This window comes from Bacteroides sp. MSSM.1001136sp1_RTP21357st2_D2_RTP21359_211015 (assembly GCF_040913205.1).
Classification (GTDB): Bacteria; Bacteroidota; Bacteroidia; order Bacteroidales; family Bacteroidaceae; genus Bacteroides; species Bacteroides ovatus.
Genome location: NZ_JBDFVF010000022.1, coordinates 1 through 23,741, shown reverse-complemented (window position 1 = coordinate 23,741; position 23,741 = coordinate 1). Strand labels below are relative to the sequence as shown.

The window sequence follows — 23,741 nt, the reverse complement described above, 5'->3', positions numbered from 1 at the left end:
CCAAATATCGTAGTTTTGCGCTATCAAGATTAATATATAAACATCTAATAAATATGAAAAAGAGAATAAGCATCTTATCCATCTTACTACTATTAGGAATGACAGTATACGCTCAAACGGATATCCCGCAGGTGATTCCCTCCTTACAACATTGGAATGGGGCAAAAGGCAAACTGACACTACCGGAAACAGGAAAGATTATAATCGCTCCGGAAGCAGAAAGCCTGTTGAAAGAAACTGCGGAAATAATGGCAAAAGACTTAAAAGATATGTTCGGCTGGAATTATCAGGTAACCTCCGGAAAACCGAAAAATCATTCTATCTATCTGTCAGTGAAAAAATCGCCTTCATCATTGGGAGAAGAAAGCTATGAACTGGATATACGCAACCATGTAACCATCGAAGCCTCCACCGTAAAAGGAGTATTCTGGGGAACTCGCACACTGTTGCAAATGATCCATAACCAGCCTTTTGGACTCATGAAAGGAAAAGCATTGGATTATCCGCAGTATGCTCACCGCGGACTGATGATTGACGTAGCCAGGAAATTTTTCACAATGGACTATTTGCAGGATTACGTAAAAATTCTCTCGTTCTATAAAATGAATGAACTGCAAATACATCTGAATGATAATGGTTTCGTTGAGTTTTTCGATAATGACTGGAACAAAACATACGCCGCCTTCAGATTGGAAAGCGACCGTTTTCCGGGACTCACATCCAAAGATGGTTCCTACACCAAAGAAGAATTCCGCAACTTCCAGCAAATGGCCGCACGATATGGAATCAATATCATCCCAGAAATTGATGTTCCGGCACACTCACTCGCTTTCACTCATTACAATCCGATACTGGCAGCCGACAAAAAAGAATATGGTATGGATCATCTCGACCTCTATAAAAAAGAGGTATATGATTTCCTTGATACTTTGTTTGACGAATATCTCTCGGGAGATCACCCGGTATTTGTCGGACCGGACGTACATATCGGCACTGATGAGTACAACCTCAAAGAAGCGGAACAATTCCGCTATTTCACTGAATACTATCTGAAGTATATCACCAAATATGGAAAAAATCCGCGATTATGGGGAAGTCTGAAACACATGAAAGGAAATACCCCCGTAAATCTGAAAGGAAAAACGGTCAATGCATGGAATTATAGCTGGCTAGACTTAGAAACCGCACTGCAGGAAGGAGCCAAAGCGATTAATACATGCGATGCATTTCTATATATCGTACCAGCCGTGAATTACTACCATAACTTTCTGGATCATCAATGGATATATGAGAGTTGGTCACCACGAATGATGCAAGAGGGAGAAATGATAGAGCAGTCTACTAATTTATTAGGAGCCATGTTTGCTGTATGGAACGACCGTGTCGGAAATGGAATCAGCCAACAGGATGTACATATACGCACCTTTCCTGCCATGCAGGTTATGAGCGAGAAACTTTGGAAAGGAGAAAACACAAGAAACATACCGTTTGAAACCTTCGAAACGTGGTGCAGGACAACACCGGAAGCACCGGGCGTAAATCTACAGGCCAGCATAGATGACAGAAAAGACCTAACGCTTTCCGGCCAGGAAATTATCCTGCAAGGTAACGACTCGGTTCTTACCTCTATACCCGAAATCGGTTATCCATATAGTGTGGAATTTGAAATCTACGCAGATCCAAAGCCCAATATCGATGCGGTCTTATTCAAAGGTCCCCATTCTGTTTTCACCGCGAACTGGCAAAATACGGGTAAATTCGCATTCTCGCGCGACGGCTATGAATTCATCTTCCATTCCTATCGTTTGCCTGTGGAAAAATGGACAAAGGTTCGTGTAGAGGGAGATGCCAAAGGGACCTCACTTTACATAAACGGAGAGCTACAAGAACGTTTGGAAGGACGAATCGGTGTAGTTTACAATCAGAAAAGCCTGCGTAAAGACAGCATTTGGTATCAGGAAACACTTATCTTCCCATTGAAACAGATAGGCGACAAATTGCTGGGGTTTAAGGGAAGAATAAGAAATGTGATTTGCACTCCACTAAATGAAAAAAGATATAGCCTATAAAAATTTCTTCGATTGCATCCATTACTTTTTTTCCATGAAAGTATAACTTGTCTGACACCCGAGTGTCAGACGTATTGAGACCCGGGTGTCAGACAACATTCCTTTTAAACAAAAATAGGAATGGTAATAGGCAAATAAAAAATGGATTACTTATAAAAATTCTTTTGGAAAGCCTCAAACTCATCCTTCCCTCTGATACAACGCTGCCACCATGCGCGCCAAAAGCCTGTACCATAGCCGATAAGCTGTATAAATGCGGCGGCAATGGAATAAACGCCAATAGACAGACTTTTATTCTGAATAGTAGAATCAATGCATACGAGTAATGCATAGAGAATGATAGGCGTGAAACTGAAGAGGCAGAAGGGGGTTCCTAATAATAGAAGCGCCACTCCCAATGTAAATACGGCTGGAAGCAAATGCACCAGTTTCAGAGAATCCGGATATTTCTTATAAAGATTAATACGGGCAATGCCGGAGTTATGCACCTGCTTGAAGAATTTTTTCAAGTCAGTCCGACGTTTATGATATACCCAGGCATCAGGAAAAAGACGACAAGTGTACCCATTCTTAAAGATACGGATACTGAAATCAATATCCTCCCCAAAACGCATCTTTGAAAAACCTCCCAAAGCCTCGTACACTGCCCGGCGAACTCCCATATTAAAACTACGGGGATAGAATTTGTCCATCTTCTTTTTTCCGCCACGGATACCTCCGGTCGTGAAGAAAGAGGTCATGGAATAGTTAATTGCCTTCTGAATATCAGTGAAAGAATCGTGTGCACGGTCGGGGCCACCAAAAGCATCGGCAGGAGAAGTGGTGAGCTCCTTCTCTACCGCATCGAAGTAGCCTTCGGGAAGGATGACATCAGAATCCAATATAATAAGGTATTCGCCTTCGCTACGTTCTGCTCCGTAATTACGGGTTTGTCCCGGACCGGAATTGGGTTTAGAGAAATATTTTATATTCAACCGATCTGCATACCGGTCTACTACTCCTTTACAGGGAATGGAAGAACCATCTTCAACAACAACAACCTCAAAACCCTTAAAGTGTTGTACAGTAAGACTTTGCAATAATTCATCCACTTCATCGGGACGATTATAAACGGGAATTATGACGGAGTAACGCATATCAAAAACGGGATATAACTATTTGATATGCAAAGTAAGACAAAAAAAAGATGGACTCGAAATCGAGTCCATCTTTTTTTTGTATATCAGCAATAAAATTATTACTTATTCAGGATATCCATTGTATCCGATGCGATCAACAGTTCTTCATCTGTTGGGATCACTACTACTTTCACTTTAGAAGCAGGAGTAGAAATGATTGCTTCTTCACCGCGAACCTTAGCATTTACTTCGTTATCAAGTTCGATACCCATGAATTCCATATCCTTACAAACTTCACGACGACATTCCATCTGGTTCTCACCTACACCACCAGTAAACAGGATAATATCCACACCGCCCAATGCAGCAGCATAAGCACCGATATATTTCTTAATACGGTAATAGTACATCTTCTCTGCAAGGATAGCTTTCTCATTGCCAGCCGCACAAGCAGCCAAGAGTTCACGCATATCGCTTGATACACCCGAAATGCCCAGTACACCGCTCTTCTTGTTCAACAGATTGGAAACACCGGTTGTGTTCAAGCCTTCTTTTTCCATGATAAATGTTACTGCACCGGCATCAATATCACCGCTACGAGTACCCATCATCAAGCCTTCCAATGGAGTCAAGCCCATAGTAGTATCCATACATTTACCATCTTTGATAGCAGCGATAGAACCACCGTTACCAATGTGGCAAGTGATAATTTTCTGTCCTACCGGATTTACACCCAAGAATTCACATACACGTTTTGACACATAACGATGAGAAGTTCCGTGGAAGCCATAACGACGTACACCATACTTTTCATACAGTTCGTGAGGAATAGCATACATGTAAGCATAATCCGGCATTGTCTGATGGAAAGCCGTATCGAATACACCTACCTGCGGAATGTTAGGAAGAATAGCAGAAACTGCATTTACCCCTTTCAAGTTAGCAGGATTGTGAAGCGGAGCCAAGTCATTGCAAGCAGCGAAAGCTTCCAGCACTTCCTTGTTCAGCAATACAGATTCGCTGAAACGCTCGCCTCCGTGTACCATACGGTGACCTACTGCATTGATCTCATCCAAAGATTCAATAGCGCCGTATTCAGGATTAATCAGCGTGTTCAGGATAAACTCTACTCCTACTGTATGTTCAGGAATATCTTTCTCCAATATTTTCTTTTCACCATTCGGCAAAGTAAGTTTCAAGAATGATCCTTTCAGACCGATTTTTTCGATACCACCTTGTGCAATCACCTCTTTGGTGGTCATATCGAACAATTTATATTTAATAGATGAACTTCCGCAGTTCAATACCAGAATCTTCATGTCGTTGTCGATTTATACTTAATAGTTTATATCTAATACTTATTTATTCGCTTTTGCTGCAATGGCCTGATTAGCTGTGATAGCAATCATGCGATATACATCTTCGATAGAACAACCACGAGACAAGTCGTTTACCGGACAGGCAATACCCTGAAGAATCGGACCAACAGCGTCAGCATGTCCCAGACGTTGAACTAATTTATAAGAAATATTACCAACTTCCAAACTTGGAACGATCAGCACATTTGCTTCTCCGGCTACTGGAGAACCCGGCGCTTTGCTAGCACCCACTTCCGGTACAAGAGCAGCGTCAGCCTGCATTTCACCATCCAAATCAAGAGTAGGAGCCATCTCTTTTGCAATCTTAGTAGCTTCTACCACTTTATCCACTACTTCGTGTTTAGCGGAACCCTTGGTTGAAAAGCTCAACAGAGCTACTTTCGGATTTTCAATACCGGCAACGGCTTTCGCAGTCTGCGCAGTACAAATAGCAATCTGTGCCAGCTGATTAGCGTCCGGAACCGGAGTTACAGCAACGTCACCCATGACCAAAATGCCATTCTTTCCGTATTCAGGAGCATGAGTCAAAAGCAACATAGCACCAGACACGCAAGTGATTCCCGGCGCAGTCTTGATAATCTGCAAAGCAGGACGCAATACATTACCAGTAGTGTTACGGGCACCAGCCAACTGACCGTCAGCATCACCGCTCTTAATCATTAAACAACCAAAGAATAAAGGATCATTCGTTAACTTGCGGGCTTCTTCAATAGTCATCCCCTTCTTTTTACGAAGTTCACACAACAACTGCGCATATTCTTCGTGTTTCGGAGAAGTTTCAGGATCAATGATAGTAGCTTTACCGATGTTTCCCAATCCCCATTTTGCAGCAAGTTCATTAATTTCTGCCGGTTTACCCAGTAAAATTAGATCGGCTACTTCGTCTGTCAAAATCATATTGGCAGCTTTCAATGTGCGTTCTTCAGTTCCTTCCGGAAGAACAATACGTTGGCGATTTGCTTTCGCACGCGCCACGATTTGGTTGATTAAATTGAGCATAGATATATTGAATATTATTATAAAACGTCCTTACAATTTGTAATTTGCGGTGCAAAAGTACTCAATTTTGCAATATCCACATTACAATTTCGCCTATTTTTCTCTTCCAAGTCTAAAATATTGTAATATTTAACACTGTACTCCTATTTTTCATACCTTTGCAGCGTTTTCAAACAAAATCAATAGGTTATTAGTTATGATACGTCAGTGCGCCATTTTATTTGGCTGTTTGGCTTTGGGTGAATTAATAGTTTATCTTACGGGTATCAAGCTCCCCTCCAGCATCATCGGTATGCTGCTGCTCACCCTCTTTTTAAAATTAGGTTGGATTAAATTACACTGGGTACAGGGATTGTCCGACTTTCTGGTTGCCAACTTAGGATTCTTTTTCGTTCCGCCCGGTGTGGCTCTTATGCTGTACTTTGACGTCATTGCGGCAGAGTTCTGGCCGATAGTGACAGCGACCATTGTCAGCACCGCGCTTGTACTTGTCGTTACGGGATGGGTGCACCAAATCGTCCGCAAGTTCAGGCTGGCACGTCAGATCAAACTGGCACGCAAACTTCATCTGTCAGATTTCCATCTGCCGGAGAAACTACACCTTAAAGATAAAATCAACTTAACGAATAAAGACAAATGAGCTTCTTAGAAAATAATTTCTTCCTGCTGGCCATTACCTTCGGGATTTTCTTCTTTGCCAAACTACTTCAGAAGAAAACAGGACTGGTATTATTAAATCCTATATTGCTGACCATCGCACTATTAATCATCTTCCTTAAAATGACCAATATCTCTTATGAGACATATAATAAAGGAGGACATCTGATCGAATTCTGGCTACGCCCGGCCGTTGTGGCTTTAGGCGTACCTTTATATCTCCAACTGGAAATGATAAAAAAGCAGTTATTGCCTATTCTACTGTCTCAACTGGCAGGCTGCATCGTCGGAGTTATTTCAGTAGTACTGATTGCGAAATTCATGGGAGCCTCACAAGAGGTAATCCTGTCACTGGCTCCGAAATCGGTTACGACCCCGATTGCGATGGAAGTAACCAAAGCTATCGGCGGTATTCCGTCACTAACGGCGGCAGTTGTTGTAGCAGTAGGTTTATTAGGGGCTATCTGTGGCTTTAAGACAATGAAAATCATGCGTGTAGGCAGTCCGATCGCCCAAGGGCTTTCGATGGGAACAGCCGCTCATGCCGTCGGAACCTCCACTGCAATGGATATCAGCAGCAAATATGGAGCATACGCCAGCCTGGGACTGACGCTAAATGGAATATTCACTGCACTGCTAACACCTACTATCCTTCGATTATTAGGTATTTTGTAAAAACAAAATCTCTTGATTTTCCGTTATATAAAGAGTTAAACGCAAAAAGCAATCTTATGATTCCATTTAAAGATGTCACGTTAGCAGACAGAGACACAATCACCTCATTCACGATGAAAAGTGATCGCCGCAATTGCGATCTTTCATTCTCCAATCTTTGTAGTTGGAGGTTCTTATATGATACCCAATTTGCAGTGGTCGACAACTTTCTGGTGTTCAAGTTCTGGGCGGGAGAACAACTCGCTTATATGATGCCCGTAGGCACAGGAGATTTGAAAGCAGTATTGTGGGAACTGATAGAAGATGCCCGCAAAGAGAACCAGCATTTCTGTATGTTGGGAGTGTGCAGTAATATGCGTGCTGATCTCGAAGCTATCCTTCCGGGACAGTTCACATTTACAGAAGACCGCGACTATGCGGATTATATCTATTTGAGAAGTGATCTTTCAACACTGAAGGGTAAGAAATTCCAAGCGAAAAGAAATCATATCAACCGGTTCCGCAACACTTATCCGGATTATGAATATACACCGATCACTCCGGACCGCATTCAGGAATGTCTGGATCTGGAAGCAGAATGGTGTAAAGTGAATCACTGCGACCAGCAGGAAGGGACGGGCAATGAACGTCGCGCCCTGATTTATGCCCTCCACAACTTCGATGCACTCGGACTGACGGGAGGTATTCTTCATGTGAACAGTAAAATCGTCGCATTCACATTCGGTATGCCTATCAATCATGAAACGTTCGGCGTGCATGTAGAGAAAGCGGATACCAATATTGAAGGTGCGTATGCCATGATTAATTATGAATTTGCCAACCGGATTCCCGAACAATATATCTATATCAACCGGGAAGAGGATTTAGGTCTCGAAGGTTTGCGCAAAGCCAAATTGTCTTACCAACCGGTGACGATTCTGGAAAAATACATGGCTTGTCTCAAAGAGCATCCCATGAATATGGTTAAATGGTAAACTCTTTATAAATATGATGATAAAGGAGCAAGTAAAAGCATTGTGGAAAGTCTGTTTTGACGATAGTGAAGAATTCGTCGAGATGTACTTCAGACTACGCTATAAGACAGAGGTGAACGTTGCCATCAAAAGTGGTGATGAGGTAATCTCTGCCCTTCAAATGCTTCCTTATCCGATGACTTTTGGTGGAGAGACTGTACAGACCTCCTATATTTCAGGAGCCTGTACGCATCCCGATTTTCGAAGCAAAGGAGTCATGCGCGAGCTTTTATCACAGTCTTTCGCCCGGATGTTACGGAATGGAGTACACTTCAGCACATTAATACCGGCAGAACCCTGGTTGTTTGATTATTATGCCCGTATGGGATATGCTTCGGTATTCAAGTATTCAACTAAAGAGATCGTTTTGCCCGAGTTTATCCCTTCTAAAGAGATAGCGGTCAGTGTTGTTTCAGAATTTCAGGAGGAGGTCTATTCCTATTTGAATAAGAAACTTTCCGAACGGGCTTGCTGTATTCAGCACACATCGGAAGACTTTCAGGTTATTATGACCGATCTTGCCATTAGTGGAGGTTATTTATTTGTAGCCAGACAGGAAAACGAAATCAAAGGAATAACCATTATATATAAAGGAGACAAACATATCATTATCAATGAGCTTTGCGCTGATGATAAAGATGTGGAATATAGTTTATTGTATGCGATCAGGCAGCACACCGGCTGCAAGCGCATGGTTCAACTACTGCCTCCTGAAGATAAACAGTCTCAACATCCGCTAGGCATGGCACGTATCATCAATGCCAAAGAAGTGCTGCAAATCTATGCCGCGGCTTTTCCTGAAGATGAAATGCAGCTGGAATTATCGGACAAACAATTGTCTGTAAACAACGGCTATTATTACCTGTGCAAAGGAAAGTGTATGTATAATACCGAGCGACTGCCCGGTGCACATATACAAATGAATATTAGCGAATTAACCAATAGAATACTTCAGCCGTTAAAGCCATATATGAGCTTGATGCTGAATTAAATTTTAGGCACGGATTACACGGATTACGCTGTTGACTTATATTAAGGCATGCCTCTAAGAGCTGTGAAACCCGTATAATCCGTGCCTGTATTTATTTATTCAAATAACGAACCCGTTCACAGGCTGCCAATAGAAACGCACCTACTCCAAAATTCGAAGTTGAGTTTGCGTCTACCACCTGACCGGGTATCGCTTTCTCACCAATCGGTTGCACATAACCAATCTTGCCATCAGGCTGCAAAGCAACTGTTGAGAGATATTTCCATGCTTTTTCAACCACCGGCTGATATTCTGCAGCATCCAGAAAACCGTTATTGATTCCCCATTGTAAACCATAGGTAAAGAAAGCCGTTCCACTGGTTTCCGGTCCCGGTGCATGCAATGGATCGAGCATACTGCGTGTCCAGTAACCTTCCGGCTGTTGACAAGCAGCAACCGACTTAGCCAGGGTACGGAAACGATCTATATATTCCGGACGATACTTATCTGTTTCAGGAAGTTCTTTCAAGACTTTTGCCAATCCGGCCAATACCCAGCCGTCTCCACGTGCCCAAAAATCCTTTTTGCCGTTCACACTTTTGTGTTTAGGATACACGTATTTTCCATCCCGGTAATAAAGTCCGGCCTCTTCATCATACATAATACTATCAGCATAGGCGAGGTATTCATGCAGTTTCTCCAAATAGAGCGGATTCTTAGTAATGTTATACATCTTTGTCATGACCGGCATGACCATATATAAGCCATCTGCCCACCACCAATAATCATGATTGGGGGTACTCATCTGATATTCCATCACTTCGCGGGCACGGGCAATTTTCTGTGTATCCGGTTCCATATTATAGAGATCGGCATACGTCTGAAAACAAATCTGATAGTCACCGAAAAGCACATAATCATCACTTTCACCGTAACTGTACTTCCAGTTTTCCTTATGATCTGATTTTGCCCCTTTCCATTCATTATGTTCCGCCCAGGCTTTCGAGTATTCCAAATACTCCGGCTGCTTAATCAAAAAATAAGCTTCCATATTTCCGGTGTGATAGGCGGCATTATCCCAAAAAGAACGTCCGTGTTCCGGATGATTCGTCTGCCAATAATTATTCACTTTATGAATAGTGTTTATCACTTCTTCAGCAGAAGCATCCTTCTTATCCGTACAACTTGCACAGATTGCACCGCCTAGAAAGAGTGCAGAAAAAAGAGTTGCATATAGTTTCTTCATATCTTTATTTATTTGTATCCATATCCGTTTCCAATACATATATCATTTGAGGCTCAATTTCCGCTGTGCGTTCACCGTTTCCCTGACGGGTGTGTTGTACAAAGAGATGCAGTTTCCGCTGCTTTTTCCAAAGTTCCGTATCATGAGAGGGTTCCCAGGCATCCACCGAAAAATCCGTCAGATCCGTTATCGTCCACTTACTCGTACCCACATCAGTCGCATGTGCCATCGACACACGGCTTCCCCGTTCTTCGTCACGGAAAATATAAAAGACTTCTCCACCTTCTACCACAATACGCGGACGGGCAATAGGGATCATTTTCGTACCTCCACCCTTCAAGGTAAAAGGTGTCTGGCGATCGGTTATCTGCCGTTGATGCCACATCTTCCCGTCATTCCAGACGATGCGGTATTGAGGAACATCACTATCGGGTTCCCGCCAATAAGTAGCTATATACGGATTTCCTCCTGCATCAGCACTCATGCTCGTCTGATTAATCAACTCACAGTTTTGAGGTAAACGACAGGCATACTCCGCATTGGACAATTTGATCGGGAGTTCATATCGTTCTCCACTCGTCTTATACCAAGTTACCCCATTATCAAAAGAACGGGCATAACAAATATCATGGTTTGTTTCCACATGCCAGGTCTCGCGCCATACCCATGAAAGATGAATCGTCCCTTTCTCATCAACATATAACTGCCAATAGGCATTCCGTTTATTTTCTCCGTCGATCAGTATATCCTGCACACGAGTCCATTTGTGTTCTTTCAGCGAATAACGGTTCATTACCAGATTTCCACGACCCGAAGAACCGGAGCGGTAAACAAACAATAAATCTCCTCCGGATAAAGGATAGAACTCCGGATAGGTGACATTTCCTTCGTCAACTCCGGTCATGGGCATTTTATCCCCCAGTTCCAAAGAACCGGGAGCAATGCTCCGGCAGTAATTCAATGGATGTCCGTGATGGTCAAAAGATACGTGCATGTATCCTTCTCCATCTATCATCATACTAATTATATTATGAGCATCCTTCACATTTCCCTGATATTGGGTGCGATGTAATGTCCATTGTTCCGAATCCAGTTTCCGCTTTCCAAGTACCAGATAGCCATCGTTATCGTAATAACTGATATATTGTTCATCACCGTGTGTAACCAGCGAATTATTCCGAAAGACCGTCGTATTGACCGAAGTACAGCTATACCCCTTTCCCACTTCAACCAAATGCTGGGAACAGGCAATAACGGGAACGAGCATTATTCCGCAAAGTAGTAGCAGTATCCGTTTCATATTTATTTTTTATTTGTCAAAGATAGAAAGGTTCCATTTTTCATGCCAAGGGATAGTTATTTTCCCATCTTTTACCAACACAGGCAGCCATACATAACGGGAATCTTCCAAATCCTTCTTCTTCCAACGGTCGAACATGGCAATATATGCATTCTTCTTTCCGACAACAGGCTGGACATAAGTACTCTGGGCATAAAACGTTTTATCCGCATCCGGTCCCGTACAAGGATTTCCGATTGTCTTCCATGTTCCCATAATAGAATCGGCTACTGCGATCTCGGCTATATTAGGATCCCAGCCAGTACAACCGGAACTCAACATATAATATTTACCATTATATTTAAATACTGCCGGAGCCTCTCTCGATTCTTTTACGAAATTGCGTGTAAAACGTCCGCTCGGTTTCAGATAATCATCAGTCAGAAGGCTGATATACATCGTTTCATTATTTTCTGAAGAATAAAACTGATAAGCACGTCCATCATCATCCACAAAAACAGTCTGATCGCGGCTCATCGCATTGTTCGGACGAAAACTTCCCTGATAAACGAACGGACCGACAGGAGAATCGGAAACTGCCACTCCGGCACAAGCCTTACTGTAATCAGCACTTTCCACATGGGCCCACATTACAAATTTGCCCGTTTTCTTATTATAAACCACTTTCGGACGTTCCAATACTTTGGAGGGATGCAGGTCATGATTCGGATCGTCTTTAACTGCCGGAAGTACAATACCCTCAAATTTCCAATTCAGCAAGTCTTTAGAAGAGTAACAACCTACTCCGGTCACATCCGTACGATAACACTCCCACGTAGCCCAGTCAGGCAAAATGGTTTTCCCTTTCTTGTATTCGCCATACCAATAGTAAGTGCCGTTATGATATAAAAGTCCACCACCATGGGCATTGATCGGATTCCCGTCCGTATCTTTCCAAACTTCACCGGGGATAAACTCCGTATACTTCTGTGCATGCACTGATACAGGCAGTAATGATATACAAACCACCCCTAATAATATAAACTTAATTATTCCACAATGTCTATTCATATTCATGATATTAAATAAGATTTCTTGTCTACAAAGATAGATGATACATAAAATATAAAGGTCTACTTATATGTCAAAAAAGGGCTAAAAACAATCATTCTCTATTAAATGTATGATATTATGGAGAATTTGTACTTCGAACTTAGTCCTCATTTATTATATAATACGATATAAACGAGGATTCCACTTATTAGCCCACTCCATAAAAGAGTTCGCTCGCTTTCAATCAAAGTCAATTCTCTGATCGAGCAAGTCATTTATATATACACATAAAACACCTTTCTTATATTCCATCCTCAAACGAACCTCCCCATATTTCTGCGGAGTATACCACTTGCCACCGGTTCCACGAGCCTGTGTTTTCCAACAATCCGATGTTCCCAATACATTTGTGCTGGTATATACCTTCCCTTTATATCTGATTTCAGGTTTCATCGTTTCTCCGTTTAGATAATATTCCAGATCACCGAGTTGCAACAAGCAACCTTGATAATTATCTGCGCCAAGAGTAATCGTCTGTTCCAGCACAAAAGGTTTTTCAGGATCAAATCGTATTTCTTTGCCGGATGCCGCTATCATCTTCTTCTTTTTTCTATCGGGGAATCCTTTGAAGTCGCAGGCTATTCCTGTAGAATAGCCTTGTGGATGTTGTAAACTGACAATCCAATCATAATAGTTGCCATACATCCAAGTCAGCCGCAATGGGGTACCCTCTGAAGCCGGTATCATATAAGGACGGACATTATTCAGTTGCGAGTCTTTTGTGACTGCCTCCTTAGAAATAACCTCTCCATCTTCACTCATGATAAATCTTACAATCTCATACACCTTACCATATTTTCCCTCTACCGGTAATGAGCAATATACCTCATTAACATTCGACGGATCGATAGCCATACCGGCACTATAACACTTTTCTAAATTCGGCGTCTGATGAAAATGTCCACCGGCATTAATAAGAAAAGTCTTTTTCCACTCGTGTCCGTTCCATTTTGCATAGTAATAATCATGAGATTCTTTATTATCGCTGATACGTACCATTGCTATCACCGGATTTCCGTTCCTGTCCGAAGCTATTTGCCATACCCAGTCACGTTCAGAAGGATTATCCACTACCGTAGACGGGTATTGTTTCGCATAATCACCTGTCTTGTTCACCTTAAATGTGCCGTCGGCAATAGTAGAAAGTACGGTTCCCCTGACATCAGTCAACTGCAATGTTTTGATATCGATATAATTAAAATAAAGGAAGTTGGGAAGTTCATTATCCGGATGTCCCGTGGTGTAAGTCAAATAAATCTTATCTTTCCCGTTAGACATGTATTTCGCATACGGACGGGCGCCGGTAGATTGTACGATTTGATACGGTCCCCATACTACATCCACCTCATCTTTGTCGTCCGGTAATGAAAGCTTGGCAATAGTCGGATGCCAACCGATTCCACGCCAGCATAAATAAATATGTTCAGGATCATCCGACAGAATAAACGGAGAAGGATAAGTCGTATTATTTTTTGTTTCAATCCTCTTTTCTTCACCTAAAGTAGTAATATCCCCCGGTATTCGGGAGACTCTGTAATAAAAACAAGGTTCATCCGTATGTCTTGAATAGAAAATCATGATTCTTTCATCGGGCAATACAAGAAAAGTGGGATTGTTATGATCGTCCGGCTGAAAATACGAACGGATCAATACTTCTTCCTGTTCCTTCTTTTGAAAGTCATACTGCATCGCCTTTATATTACCATGAATATCGATGTAACCGATATATGTCTTATTTATAGTTCCCTCCTTGTTTTCATAATGCAAGGCTCTCGGATCGGCAAACCAACACCAAGCTCCTTCAGCTGCAACTTGATACCCGCCGCCAGTAGGATTATTTTCTACATTTTGGGCATTCAAATGAAAGCTACACAGATATAAAACGACAAAAATCCAAACAATCTTCTCTTTCATGATAGCAATATGTTTCTTAATTAAATATCAGTTACTTGAATGGGATTCATTACTCAAACGAAATAGTTTTTATTTCACCGTTTGATAAACAAACCGTCACCTGTTTCTTATCCTCTGACACATGGACAGATTTCACCGGTGTCAGCTCTTTTGAAGTAAAACCTCTTTTCTCATTCTTCTTCCATAATTGAAGTGTCACATATATTTTTTCACCGGATAACTGATCGGAAACCATATTTAATGCACATTTCTCACTTACAGGATGCACTCCCTCCGGATATACCGTATATGTTTTCTCCCAACCTGTCAATGGTATCATTGCCAATTCATATTTTCCGTTAGAGAGTACCGGAATATTCTGTTTACCCACCTTACAACCTGTTTCCTTTATATCGGAATCCAGACGAGGCAGGGAATAATGTCCCAAACAAATCTCCGCCGGTTCTGAAACAGTCACCTTATCTACCCGCAGAATTCCATCCGGCAGAGGAATATCCGCCAACTGATACTTCACAGTGCTATCCGTTTCGAGCACAGCGTCACGACGATAAATTCCATTTTCGAAACTTTTGAACGTATACAACCGCAACACTTCCCATTCCCCTTTTTTATTCCTTGTTCCATAATTCATGGAAATCTCCCCATTCTTCCCATCTGCCATCCAGGGGAACTCTGTATGGTAAGCCAGTTTATTATAATTTTCGGTACTCCGGAATTTCTGCCAATCTTTTGCCACAGTCTCATGACACCATGAACGCATTTCAGATCCGCCACAATTCGGGTAATTGGTTATCAATAGATTAGTTCCCTGCTGGAACTTATTATACACTTCCCCTTTTTTCAGTTCTTTCTCCCAAGGACCGTTATTTTCTGTAGCCGACCAATAGTTAGAGTTTTCCGGCAACAACAAACTAAGAAAAGCTTTTCCGCACCAATAAACACTACCCCGGCAACTATAAATCTGAACAGCAGGAGCAAAAGGTCCGTAGAAACCCATTGTCGGAACACCATCTTCCAGAAATTCCGGACGTTCTAAAAATTGCAACAACGTAGAAGAAGCTATCCTTCTCATCCATCCATAATTCACATTACCACTTTTGTCATATTCATACAAAGACAAAGGAGCAGTAACGGCAAAACGATAACAAATACTCCGTCCCCACATATTCATCCTGCCATCACGGCTGAACAGAAATGGATAATTATCAACCATGTCATGCTGATTTTCCATAAACAGCCTTGCATATTGAGGGTATTGTTTCTTCCCGAACATTTCCGCCCAAATAGGTCCGTAAGTCTGATAAGCCCACGCACTATAATAGTCATAAGCCGGAGCGTCATTGTACCAGCCTTCGCCCCGATAGCGTGCGAGAAGTTTTTGCAGGTTCGACTCCAGATAGCTTTCATTCACGGCATATCCCTGATCTTTCAGAAAACTCAAGATAAAGACATTGAAAAACATCCAGTTGGAACCAATAGTCGGTCCCTCTCCATAACTCAACATGGTAGCAGCCAGTGAATCTTTCTGTTTCTTAGTGAGAGGATTCCATAACACTTCCTGTGCAGCTTTCATCGAGATTGCCAAAGAGCCCAGTTCCAACAATGTCTGACTGGGACCTCCCGTACGATGCGGAATATAGCTCCTACTTTCAGGGTTAGAGATATTTATCAGTTGATAACGATAATAGTCTGCCACTTTTATCCCGTTCATCTCCAGTTCTGGATTATCTTTCAAAAGAGGAGCAGCTACAAATAGAGTCCGTGCCAGACCTTCCAGCTTTGCTACCGGAATTTCTCCCGTATTTCTCGGATATGTTTTATCCAGCTGTTTCGGAAAATACATTTGATCGTCTAATGTATGTATATAGTTAAATGCACCTTTTAATAAATACTCGCCTGCCTGTATCCAGTGCTGACGAGTCATTCCCGTATAAGGGCTTTTCTGATAATCCGGCTGCCAGACGGTGAATATGTTTTCCTGCGCAAAGACCACAGAGAGTTTTAATGATAAAATAGCAAACAATAAAAATAATGCAAATATTGCTTTCATGGTAATGATATGTTTATAATGTCAGATTCATCGCAAAAGTAAAGCTTTATATACAAACATTCGTCTGAATATCATTCATAAAAGCCCAAAATTAAGTCAAGATGCCACTTTTTATCAGCTGAATGATAAATAACTGCCTTTAACAGATAGAAAAGTCGTGCTTCATAAGCCGACTTTTTTTATCTTTGTAATCTTGAAACATAGCCATGACTACCAATAGTTTGAGAAACATACGGATTCTGCTCTGCTTATTTTTCTGTTTCAGGATGACACCGTTCATATATGCCGGTGAATTCCTGTTCACCACCATCAATGCGTCGCAAGGATTGAGTGATAACCAAATACGTTATATCCTCCAGTTGCCCGACGGAAGAATGGTATTCACCACCAGCGGTAATGTAAATCTATACGACGGTGTACATTTCAGCTATCTTCACCGCACCACGGAATACGTATATCCATTAAACCAATATAACGGGCATTACCACATTTACCAGAGTGGGGATTCTCTGTTATGGATTAAAGATACTCACAAACTGATGTGCATTGACCTGTACAGAGAGGAATACATTCCTGATTTAGATGCTTACTTTAAGAACAGAGAGATACAAGCCCCCGTAGAAGACCTTTTTGTAGACGATTCAGGACACATCTGGCTACTCATAGCTAACGAATTACTGGAATTAAACAACAAGACCCGTATAACCTTGCCCGGCAAGTATTCCGGGAAATTGCAGGACCTGAATGCCGACAGTACCTCCCTATATTTATTCTATGACACAGGCGAAGTGTCCTGTTACCACATAGCCGACCAAAAAACCGTATACAACATAGCCGCTTATCCTGCATCCGAACAGGCTGAATATCAAAATACTTCTCTCGTCGTCAAAAGCGCAGACGGCTTCTATCAACTACGCAACGGGCGTAAAGGCGGTTTATTCTATTTCAATAGCCACAAGCGCACATGGAAAAAACTCTTCGAACAGAACTATACTCTCAACACCCTTATCATTACCCCTAATGGTGAGAAAGCCTATATCAGTTGCGTTCACGGGTTTTGGATGATTGACCTCCACACAGGAACACAAAAATACATCCCCCTATTGGAAACCGGAAACGGACAGATTGTCTCTACCGAAATCAGCACTGTCTTTCAAGACCGACAAGGAGGGTTATGGCTCGGAACTTTCAATCGGGGATTATTATATCATCACCCGTCCATGCATAAACTGACTCATATAGGTCGCAATGCATTTCCCGTCTCCCCGGAAGAAGAAATCAATATTGAATCTTTCGCCGAAGATAAAGATGGAAATATCTATCTGAAAGCTCATTCCCGAATTTATCGACTGACAGCTAATGAACAAAAATCCTATGTATTAAAGTCAGCAGCTATCCCGTCTGTCTCTCCTGAAATACTGAATCGGTTGAACCCCAACAAGAACCATCATTTCAAAAATAAAGTATACAATACATTATATACCGACACACGCGGATGGACATGGGCAGGAACTCCTGACGGACTGGAACTTTTTACCAGCGAAAACGACTCTGCCCCACGTATCTTCTATCGTGAAAACGGATTGAGCAATAACTTTATCCAGGGCATTATTGAGGACAAATATCGAGACATCTGGGTAACGACCAGTAACGGTGTCACACGCATCCACATAAATCCGGAGAATAAGAACATCAGTTTCACCCGGTTCAATCAGTTGGACGGTGCTTTGGACGGCGAATACATAAAAGATGCCGTATTCAGTTCTTCCGACGGTACTCTCTATCTGGGTGGTATTGATGGCTTTAGCATATTCCATCCCGACAAGGACTCCATTCATCCGATGCTTCCTGATCCGCCGGTTTTCACAGCCTTACGCTTGTATGGAGAGAAAGTGAATACTGGAAAAGAATATGGCAACCGCATCATCCTGTCCAAGGCTGCTCCTTATGCAACCGAAATCGAACTGGACTATAACCAAAACTTCCTGACTTTCGAATTTTCGGCATTGAATTATATCAATCATGAACGCACATACTACCGTTATCAACTGGAAGGTATCGACCCGCAATGGATGAGTACATTTGCAGGAAGACAGGGAAATGCGACTGTAGGGAAAGGTCTTCTTCAAGCTGTTTACACCAATTTACCACCGGGAGATTATACATTCAAAGTCATGGCCTCGGACAATCCTCTTCAGTGGAACGGCAAAGTGACAGCAATAAAATTAACCATCCATGCACCGTGGTGGAAAACAACCACGGCTTATATCCTGTATGCAGTCATTTTATTACTGATTGCTTTCACCGGTAGCCGATTGTATATCTATTGGAGCAGAAAGGAAATGGAACGCAAGCATAAAGAAGAGATTCTATTACTCCGTATCCGCAACCTGATCGAACAAAATAATTCTCTAACCTGTGACATAGAAGAAACGTCTCCCGACCATCAGCAACAGGACACAGAAGAATCTGCATTTCTGGCACAAGCCATCAAACTGGTGGAACAGAATCTGCACGTCAATGGCTATTCGGTGGAGCAACTAAGCCGCGACCTCTGTATGGAGCGAACGGGATTATACCGCAAACTGGTGACTATGCTCGATCAGTCTCCCAGCCTCTTTATCCGTAACATTCGTCTGCAACGGGCAGCACAACTGATAACAGAGGGCAAGCTAAGTATTACAGAAATTGCGGAACACACAGGTTTTAGCAGTTCCAGTTATTTAAGCAAATGTTTTCAGGAAATGTATGGATGCCGCCCGTCAGAATATGCCGAAAAAGCGAAGAAATCAACGTGATTACTGTTTGTTTCAACCTGATTGTTGTCCGTTTTGCTTGCCTCTGCCCTACTTTTGCTGCATCATAAAGTACTTAAAAACCATGAAAATGAATCTTATTAGAAAAGCCGGTTTCTTGCTTGTATGTGCAACAATGGTTGCAGCAGGCAATGGTACAGCACAAAATGTACAGCGTACCTCACAAGGCATCAAGTGTGCCACACAGGGGATGGATGTCAACGTAGAGTTTTATTCACCCTCCATTGTCAGGGTTTATAAGACGCCCAGTCAGAAATCTTGCAATAAAGAAAGTCTGGTCATTGTCAAAACGCCCGAGACAACTCCTGTTTCTTTCGGTGAAAAGGGGAAAAATGTGACATTAAGCAGCCGTCTTATCCAAGTGGAAGTGAACCCGGAGACTGGTGGTATCCATTTTTTCGATTCGTCCGGGCAACGTCTGTTGACGGACAAGGATTACGGAACACAATTCACTCCTTTCAATGATGCAGGTGTTCCGTCTTTCAATGTCCGCCAGGCCTTTTTGCTGGATAAAGACGAAGTAATCTACGGTTTGGGACAGCAGCAGACGGGTAAAGTGAACCAACGCAATCAGAAACTGTTTCTCCGCAATCAAAATATGAGTATCTGCATTCCATTCATTCATTCCGTCAAGGGATATGCCCTTTATTGGGATAATTACTCTCCTACTACTTTCCTCGACAATCCGCAAGAGATGTCGTTCGACTCGGAAGTAGGCGATTGCGCTGATTATTATTTCATTTACGGCGGCAATGCGGACGGTGTAATAGCCGGAGTGCGCGAGCTGACCGGTCAGGCCCCGCTCTATCCGCTCTGGACACTGGGATTCTGGCAATGCCGCGAACGCTATAAAAGTCCGGACGAACTCTGCGAAGTAGTAGATAAGTACCGTGAACTGAAAGTACCTTTGGACGGTATCATCCAAGACTGGCAATATTGGGGATGCAACGAAAACTGGAACTCGATGAAATTCCAAAACCCACGCTATATCAACAAAATGGGTGATCCGGAATACATGAAATTCCTCCCGAACGGAGAAGACAGAAATGCTAATTATGGAACGCTACGCATCAAAAGTCCGAAAGAAATGATCGACTATGTACATAAACAGAATGCACATATCATGATTTCAGTATGGGCCTCGTTCGGTCCGTGGACAGAGATGTACCAGAAAATGGATAGCCTGAAAGCATTGCTTCACTTCGAGACATGGCCTCCCAAAGCCGGAGTAAAACCTTACGACCCGTTCAATCCGACAGCACGCGATATGTATTGGGCAGAAATGAAAAAGAACATCTTCGATCTCGGTATGGATGGTTGGTGGCTCGACTCTACCGAGCCGGATCATCTGGAAATCAAGGACAAAGATTTCGACACCCCCACTTATCTAGGTTCATTCCGCAGAGTGCACAACGCTTTCCCTTTGATGTCCAACAAGGGTGTATACGAACATCAACGTGCTACCACTTCCGACAAGCGGGTATTCCTGCTCACACGTTCGTCTTTCCTAGGACAGCAACGTTATGCGTCACATTCATGGAGCGGTGATGTAGTCTCTACCTGGGAAGTGATGAAGAAACAACTGGCGGCAGGACTAAATTACTCACTATGCGGCATACCATACTGGAATACCGACCTAGGCGGCTTCTTCGCACGGAAATATAACAATAATGTACACAATATCGCTTATCATGAATTGCACGTGCGCTGGTATCAGTGGGGAGCATTCCAGCCGATCATGCGTTCACACAATTCCAGTCCGGTAGCTGTGGAAATATACCAGTTCGGCAAGAAAGGAGACTGGGCTTATGACGCACTCGAAAAATATACTCACCTGCGCTATCGCCTTTTGCCCTATCTCTACAGCACTTCATGGGAAGTTACCAACAAAGCGGGCAGTATCATCCGACCACTCATGATGGATTTTCCTAAAGATAAGAAAGTACTCGAGATGGATACAGAGTATATGTTTGGCCGTAATTTCCTTGTCCGCCCCGTAACTGATTCGCTTTATACATGGCAGGACGACAAACAGAACGGCTATCAGAAGAATATGAATAAGATAGGAAAGACAGATGTTTATCTACCCGCAGGTGCCCAATGGATTGATTTCTGGACCGGGAAAAGCCTGAAAGGCGGACAAACCATCCAGCGTGAAGTGCCTATCGACATCATGCCTGTCTATGTCCGTGCTGGTTCTATCCTACCCTGGGGACCGGCTGTACAATATTCCACCGAAAAGAAATGGGATAATCTGACACTTCGCATTTATCCGGGCGCCGACGCTGAATTTACTCTTTACGAAGATGAGTTCGACAACTACAATTACGAAAAGGGAGCATACACTACCATTGCCATGAAATGGAATGATAAAGACTGTACCCTGACGATTAACGACCGGCAAGGTAACTACAAAGGAATGCTGAAAAATCGTAAATTCAACATTATCATTGTAGAACCGGGAAAAGGTTGTGGTGACGGTGATGCTACGACATTCGATCAATCTGTTTCTTATAGGGGAAAGAGAGTAGACTTAAAATTATAAAGTTTCAACTTTATTCCCACCATCTCACACTGGGGAAATAAACAGTAACCAATCGGTAAATTTCCCTCTAACACCTGTTTTCCAATTTTACAAACACAGCCTTCACCCTTCACAATGCCTTATTCATCGGCATTAGCGGGTGAAGGCTGCTCTTTCATCCGCCTTTCACCCTCCGTTTTCTTAACCCTGTATAATTCTTCTCCACCTGTTACTTCTAAAAACATATCTAACCTGTTTCCCACTCATTACTAACTAACTTCTTTTTCATTAATAACAAACTTTCTTTTGATTACTGGTAAACTTCTTATTACCAGTATGTAAACTTGTTTTTCATTAAATGCAATCTATAATTGCAAGTTGCGTTTATAAAAACAAAAGCTTTGATTATAAAAATGCAAGTTTCATTTATATAATCAAAGCTTGCATTTATAGTTTTCTTATGATGCAAAGAAAGTTTGGTTCCTATACAAAGGAAGTTTATCCCTTATAGAAAAGAAGTTTTCCTATAATAGTCTGGAAGCTATCTGCTAACACTTCTTCTGCCAACTATAGATAAAAGATTTAGCAGACTAGACAATCTGTGAAAACCAGGGTAGAAAGGTGAAAGGAAAGTGAAAGCCTGCCCTTCACCCGCTAATGCCGATGAATAGGGCATTGTGAAAGGTGAAGGGTATTTTCTTGAATTTCCATAAGATCCCGCAACGATTCAAAACGGAACTTTCCGGGAACTATCGTTTCAAATAAGTCTTCTAAAACGAATGTACTCTTCCTTCAACAATGGCAAATCTATACAGAGAGAAATTATCAATCAGCCATTATCTTCACATCAGGCGACGGAACACGGAACCAATACTCCACCCATCGTTTTTCTTTATCGGGCATTGAGAACGATAACTTAATCAGATTGTCGTGGAGACGTTCAACACTAATTTCATTCTCTGTTCCCGGAACGAAAACAGGATCGGACGATTTTCCCAATATCTCGACATACACGCTGTCTGAAGGCAAACGATACTCTCCCTGGGAAAATATAATGGCATTCGATTTCGCATCCCTGCCACGTGTCATGATGTTTATAAATGTTTTATCGGCAGAAATTACTTTTAAGACCGGTAATAATGCAATCCGAAAATCATGTGCACCGGGCTGCACAAGACAGCTTTGCCATACTCCCTCCAGACTCTTATTAGTGACTTCCTGACCGCTAGGGACAGTAAGTTCAGGAATATTCATATTCGGAGTATTGCCATTTTGCTTTTTCGACAGGCTGAACATTACAGGAATAGTGAAACGCACTTTGACAGCCTTGCCATCCGCCATTCCGGATGACCATTTAGGCATTGTTTTCACCACGCGCAAAGCCTCTTCATCCAACAGGGGATCAACTCCTCTCACTACCTTTCCCTGTCCCGGTGTTCCATCTTCCATCACTACGAACTGGATAATCACCCGACCGGAAACTCCTTTCTTCTGGGCTTCGACAGGGTATTTTACGTTAGTTGCCAAGTATTTCATCATGGCTTGCATGCCTCCCGGAAACTTCGGCATCTCATCGGGAATTAAATAAACTCCCTCACTATCTATTCTGGGGACTGACTCTTTCTGTGCAAACAATGGCAAACACAGAAACAACGCTATGAAAAGACTTACTAGTTTTGTATGCATGGTTTTCCGTTTTAAGGTTGAACAATAAACGAAGATAACATCTTTACGCTAAAAGAGCAACAAAAAAATCGTTTATTTTCCTCATACACAGCAGTTATTTATTGCACAATAAATACTGTTGCCACCAAGCCACAAGTAAATAACAAATAAAAATGTGGAGGTTGTGTCAAAACGTTGGCACAACCTCTTTTATATTTTACAGTTCTGCTATATTTTCTTTTGGCTATGCTGCT

16 protein-coding genes are annotated in these 23,741 nt (G+C 42.3%); 7 read left to right on the top strand and 9 right to left on the bottom strand.

Going from position 1 to position 23,741, the window contains the following annotated elements:
• The first annotated feature begins 53 nt into the window (after nucleotides 1-53).
• Complete coding sequence (locus tag AB5217_RS14840) at nucleotides 54-2,069, top strand: family 20 glycosylhydrolase (RefSeq protein WP_004324571.1); 2,016 nt, start codon at nucleotides 54-56, stop codon at nucleotides 2,067-2,069.
• Nucleotides 2,070-2,215: 146 nt separating this feature from the next.
• On the opposite strand, the gene AB5217_RS14835 is transcribed toward AB5217_RS14840, so the two are convergent.
• The 3 genes from AB5217_RS14835 to pta form a co-directional block, all read right to left on the bottom strand.
• Nucleotides 2,216-3,205, bottom strand: a complete 990-nt coding sequence (locus AB5217_RS14835; RefSeq protein ID WP_004305053.1) for a glycosyltransferase — start codon at nucleotides 3,203-3,205, stop codon at nucleotides 2,216-2,218.
• A 101-nt stretch (nucleotides 3,206-3,306) separates the two neighbouring features.
• Complete coding sequence (locus AB5217_RS14830) at nucleotides 3,307-4,506, bottom strand: acetate kinase (protein WP_032842936.1); 1,200 nt, start codon at nucleotides 4,504-4,506, stop codon at nucleotides 3,307-3,309.
• 39 nt (nucleotides 4,507-4,545) lie between these two features.
• Nucleotides 4,546-5,565 carry a phosphate acetyltransferase gene (pta, locus tag AB5217_RS14825; RefSeq protein WP_004305055.1) on the bottom strand — a complete coding sequence of 340 codons (1,020 nt, stop codon included), beginning with the start codon at nucleotides 5,563-5,565 and terminating at the stop codon, nucleotides 4,546-4,548.
• A gap of 196 nt (nucleotides 5,566-5,761) precedes the next feature.
• Between pta and AB5217_RS14820 the strand changes: the two genes are divergently transcribed.
• From AB5217_RS14820 to AB5217_RS14805, 4 genes are read left to right on the top strand one after another with little or no spacing between them, the layout of a single operon-like run.
• Nucleotides 5,762-6,205 (top strand): CidA/LrgA family protein, encoded by a 444-nt coding sequence (locus tag AB5217_RS14820; protein WP_032842934.1) that lies wholly within the window; start codon nucleotides 5,762-5,764, stop codon nucleotides 6,203-6,205.
• A complete protein-coding gene (locus AB5217_RS14815) occupies nucleotides 6,202-6,897 on the top strand; it encodes an LrgB family protein (RefSeq protein WP_004299735.1) in 696 nt (231 codons plus the stop codon). The genes AB5217_RS14820 and AB5217_RS14815 overlap by 4 nt, the downstream gene beginning before the upstream one ends.
• Before the next feature lie 56 nt (nucleotides 6,898-6,953).
• Nucleotides 6,954-7,871, top strand: a complete 918-nt coding sequence (locus AB5217_RS14810) for a DUF2156 domain-containing protein (protein ID WP_032842932.1) — start codon at nucleotides 6,954-6,956, stop codon at nucleotides 7,869-7,871.
• Between the two features lie 13 nt (nucleotides 7,872-7,884).
• Nucleotides 7,885-8,901, top strand: a complete 1,017-nt coding sequence (locus AB5217_RS14805) for a GNAT family N-acetyltransferase (RefSeq protein WP_032842931.1) — start codon at nucleotides 7,885-7,887, stop codon at nucleotides 8,899-8,901.
• Between the two features lie 91 nt (nucleotides 8,902-8,992).
• Here the strand turns inward: AB5217_RS14805 and AB5217_RS14800 are convergent, their stop codons facing one another.
• The 5 genes from AB5217_RS14800 to AB5217_RS14780 all read right to left on the bottom strand — a co-directional run bounded on the left by AB5217_RS14800 (nucleotide 8,993) and on the right by AB5217_RS14780 (nucleotide 16,482).
• Nucleotides 8,993-10,126 (bottom strand): glycoside hydrolase family 88 protein, encoded by a 1,134-nt coding sequence (locus AB5217_RS14800; RefSeq protein WP_032842954.1) that lies wholly within the window; start codon nucleotides 10,124-10,126, stop codon nucleotides 8,993-8,995.
• Nucleotides 10,127-10,130: 4 nt separating this feature from the next.
• Nucleotides 10,131-11,426: a BNR repeat-containing protein gene (locus tag AB5217_RS14795; protein WP_032842929.1), complete on the bottom strand. Its 1,296-nt coding sequence runs from the start codon at nucleotides 11,424-11,426 to the stop codon at nucleotides 10,131-10,133.
• Nucleotides 11,427-11,435: 9 nt separating this feature from the next.
• Nucleotides 11,436-12,476, bottom strand: a complete 1,041-nt coding sequence (locus tag AB5217_RS14790) for a glycoside hydrolase family 43 protein (RefSeq protein WP_004305062.1) — start codon at nucleotides 12,474-12,476, stop codon at nucleotides 11,436-11,438.
• 222 nt (nucleotides 12,477-12,698) lie between these two features.
• Nucleotides 12,699-14,432 carry a BNR repeat-containing protein gene (locus tag AB5217_RS14785; RefSeq protein ID WP_032845953.1) on the bottom strand — a complete coding sequence of 578 codons (1,734 nt, stop codon included), beginning with the start codon at nucleotides 14,430-14,432 and terminating at the stop codon, nucleotides 12,699-12,701.
• A gap of 49 nt (nucleotides 14,433-14,481) precedes the next feature.
• The gene (locus AB5217_RS14780; protein WP_032845955.1) at nucleotides 14,482-16,482 is read right to left on the bottom strand and encodes a DUF2264 domain-containing protein; all 2,001 of its coding nucleotides are present in this window, start codon (nucleotides 16,480-16,482) and stop codon (nucleotides 14,482-14,484) included.
• 206 nt (nucleotides 16,483-16,688) lie between these two features.
• Between AB5217_RS14780 and AB5217_RS14775 the strand changes: the two genes are divergently transcribed.
• Together AB5217_RS14775 and AB5217_RS14770 are read left to right on the top strand one after the other, a co-directional pair.
• Nucleotides 16,689-19,280 carry a helix-turn-helix domain-containing protein gene (locus tag AB5217_RS14775; RefSeq protein WP_032845957.1) on the top strand — a complete coding sequence of 864 codons (2,592 nt, stop codon included), beginning with the start codon at nucleotides 16,689-16,691 and terminating at the stop codon, nucleotides 19,278-19,280.
• Between the two features lie 82 nt (nucleotides 19,281-19,362).
• A complete protein-coding gene (locus tag AB5217_RS14770; RefSeq protein WP_139147455.1) occupies nucleotides 19,363-21,843 on the top strand; it encodes a glycoside hydrolase family 31 protein in 2,481 nt (826 codons plus the stop codon).
• A gap of 804 nt (nucleotides 21,844-22,647) precedes the next feature.
• Here the strand turns inward: AB5217_RS14770 and AB5217_RS14765 are convergent.
• Nucleotides 22,648-23,508: a TonB family protein gene (locus AB5217_RS14765; protein ID WP_368112767.1), complete on the bottom strand. Its 861-nt coding sequence runs from the start codon at nucleotides 23,506-23,508 to the stop codon at nucleotides 22,648-22,650.
• Nucleotides 23,509-23,741 lie beyond the last annotated feature (233 nt).

Coding starts and splice junctions, on each gene's coding strand:
- AB5217_RS14840 (WP_004324571.1), top strand. CDS start 54: ATGAAAAAGAGAATAAGCATCTTATCCATCTTACTACTATTAGGAATG.
- AB5217_RS14835 (WP_004305053.1), bottom strand. CDS start 3,205: ATGCGTTACTCCGTCATAATTCCCGTTTATAATCGTCCCGATGAAGTG.
- AB5217_RS14830 (WP_032842936.1), bottom strand. CDS start 4,506: ATGAAGATTCTGGTATTGAACTGCGGAAGTTCATCTATTAAATATAAA.
- pta (WP_004305055.1), bottom strand. CDS start 5,565: ATGCTCAATTTAATCAACCAAATCGTGGCGCGTGCGAAAGCAAATCGC.
- AB5217_RS14820 (WP_032842934.1), top strand. CDS start 5,762: ATGATACGTCAGTGCGCCATTTTATTTGGCTGTTTGGCTTTGGGTGAA.
- AB5217_RS14815 (WP_004299735.1), top strand. CDS start 6,202: ATGAGCTTCTTAGAAAATAATTTCTTCCTGCTGGCCATTACCTTCGGG.
- AB5217_RS14810 (WP_032842932.1), top strand. CDS start 6,954: ATGATTCCATTTAAAGATGTCACGTTAGCAGACAGAGACACAATCACC.
- AB5217_RS14805 (WP_032842931.1), top strand. CDS start 7,885: ATGATGATAAAGGAGCAAGTAAAAGCATTGTGGAAAGTCTGTTTTGAC.
- AB5217_RS14800 (WP_032842954.1), bottom strand. CDS start 10,126: ATGAAGAAACTATATGCAACTCTTTTTTCTGCACTCTTTCTAGGCGGT.
- AB5217_RS14795 (WP_032842929.1), bottom strand. CDS start 11,426: ATGAAACGGATACTGCTACTACTTTGCGGAATAATGCTCGTTCCCGTT.
- AB5217_RS14790 (WP_004305062.1), bottom strand. CDS start 12,476: ATGAATAGACATTGTGGAATAATTAAGTTTATATTATTAGGGGTGGTT.
- AB5217_RS14785 (WP_032845953.1), bottom strand. CDS start 14,432: ATGAAAGAGAAGATTGTTTGGATTTTTGTCGTTTTATATCTGTGTAGC.
- AB5217_RS14780 (WP_032845955.1), bottom strand. CDS start 16,482: ATGAAAGCAATATTTGCATTATTTTTATTGTTTGCTATTTTATCATTA.
- AB5217_RS14775 (WP_032845957.1), top strand. CDS start 16,689: ATGACTACCAATAGTTTGAGAAACATACGGATTCTGCTCTGCTTATTT.
- AB5217_RS14770 (WP_139147455.1), top strand. CDS start 19,363: ATGAAAATGAATCTTATTAGAAAAGCCGGTTTCTTGCTTGTATGTGCA.
- AB5217_RS14765 (WP_368112767.1), bottom strand. CDS start 23,508: ATGCATACAAAACTAGTAAGTCTTTTCATAGCGTTGTTTCTGTGTTTG.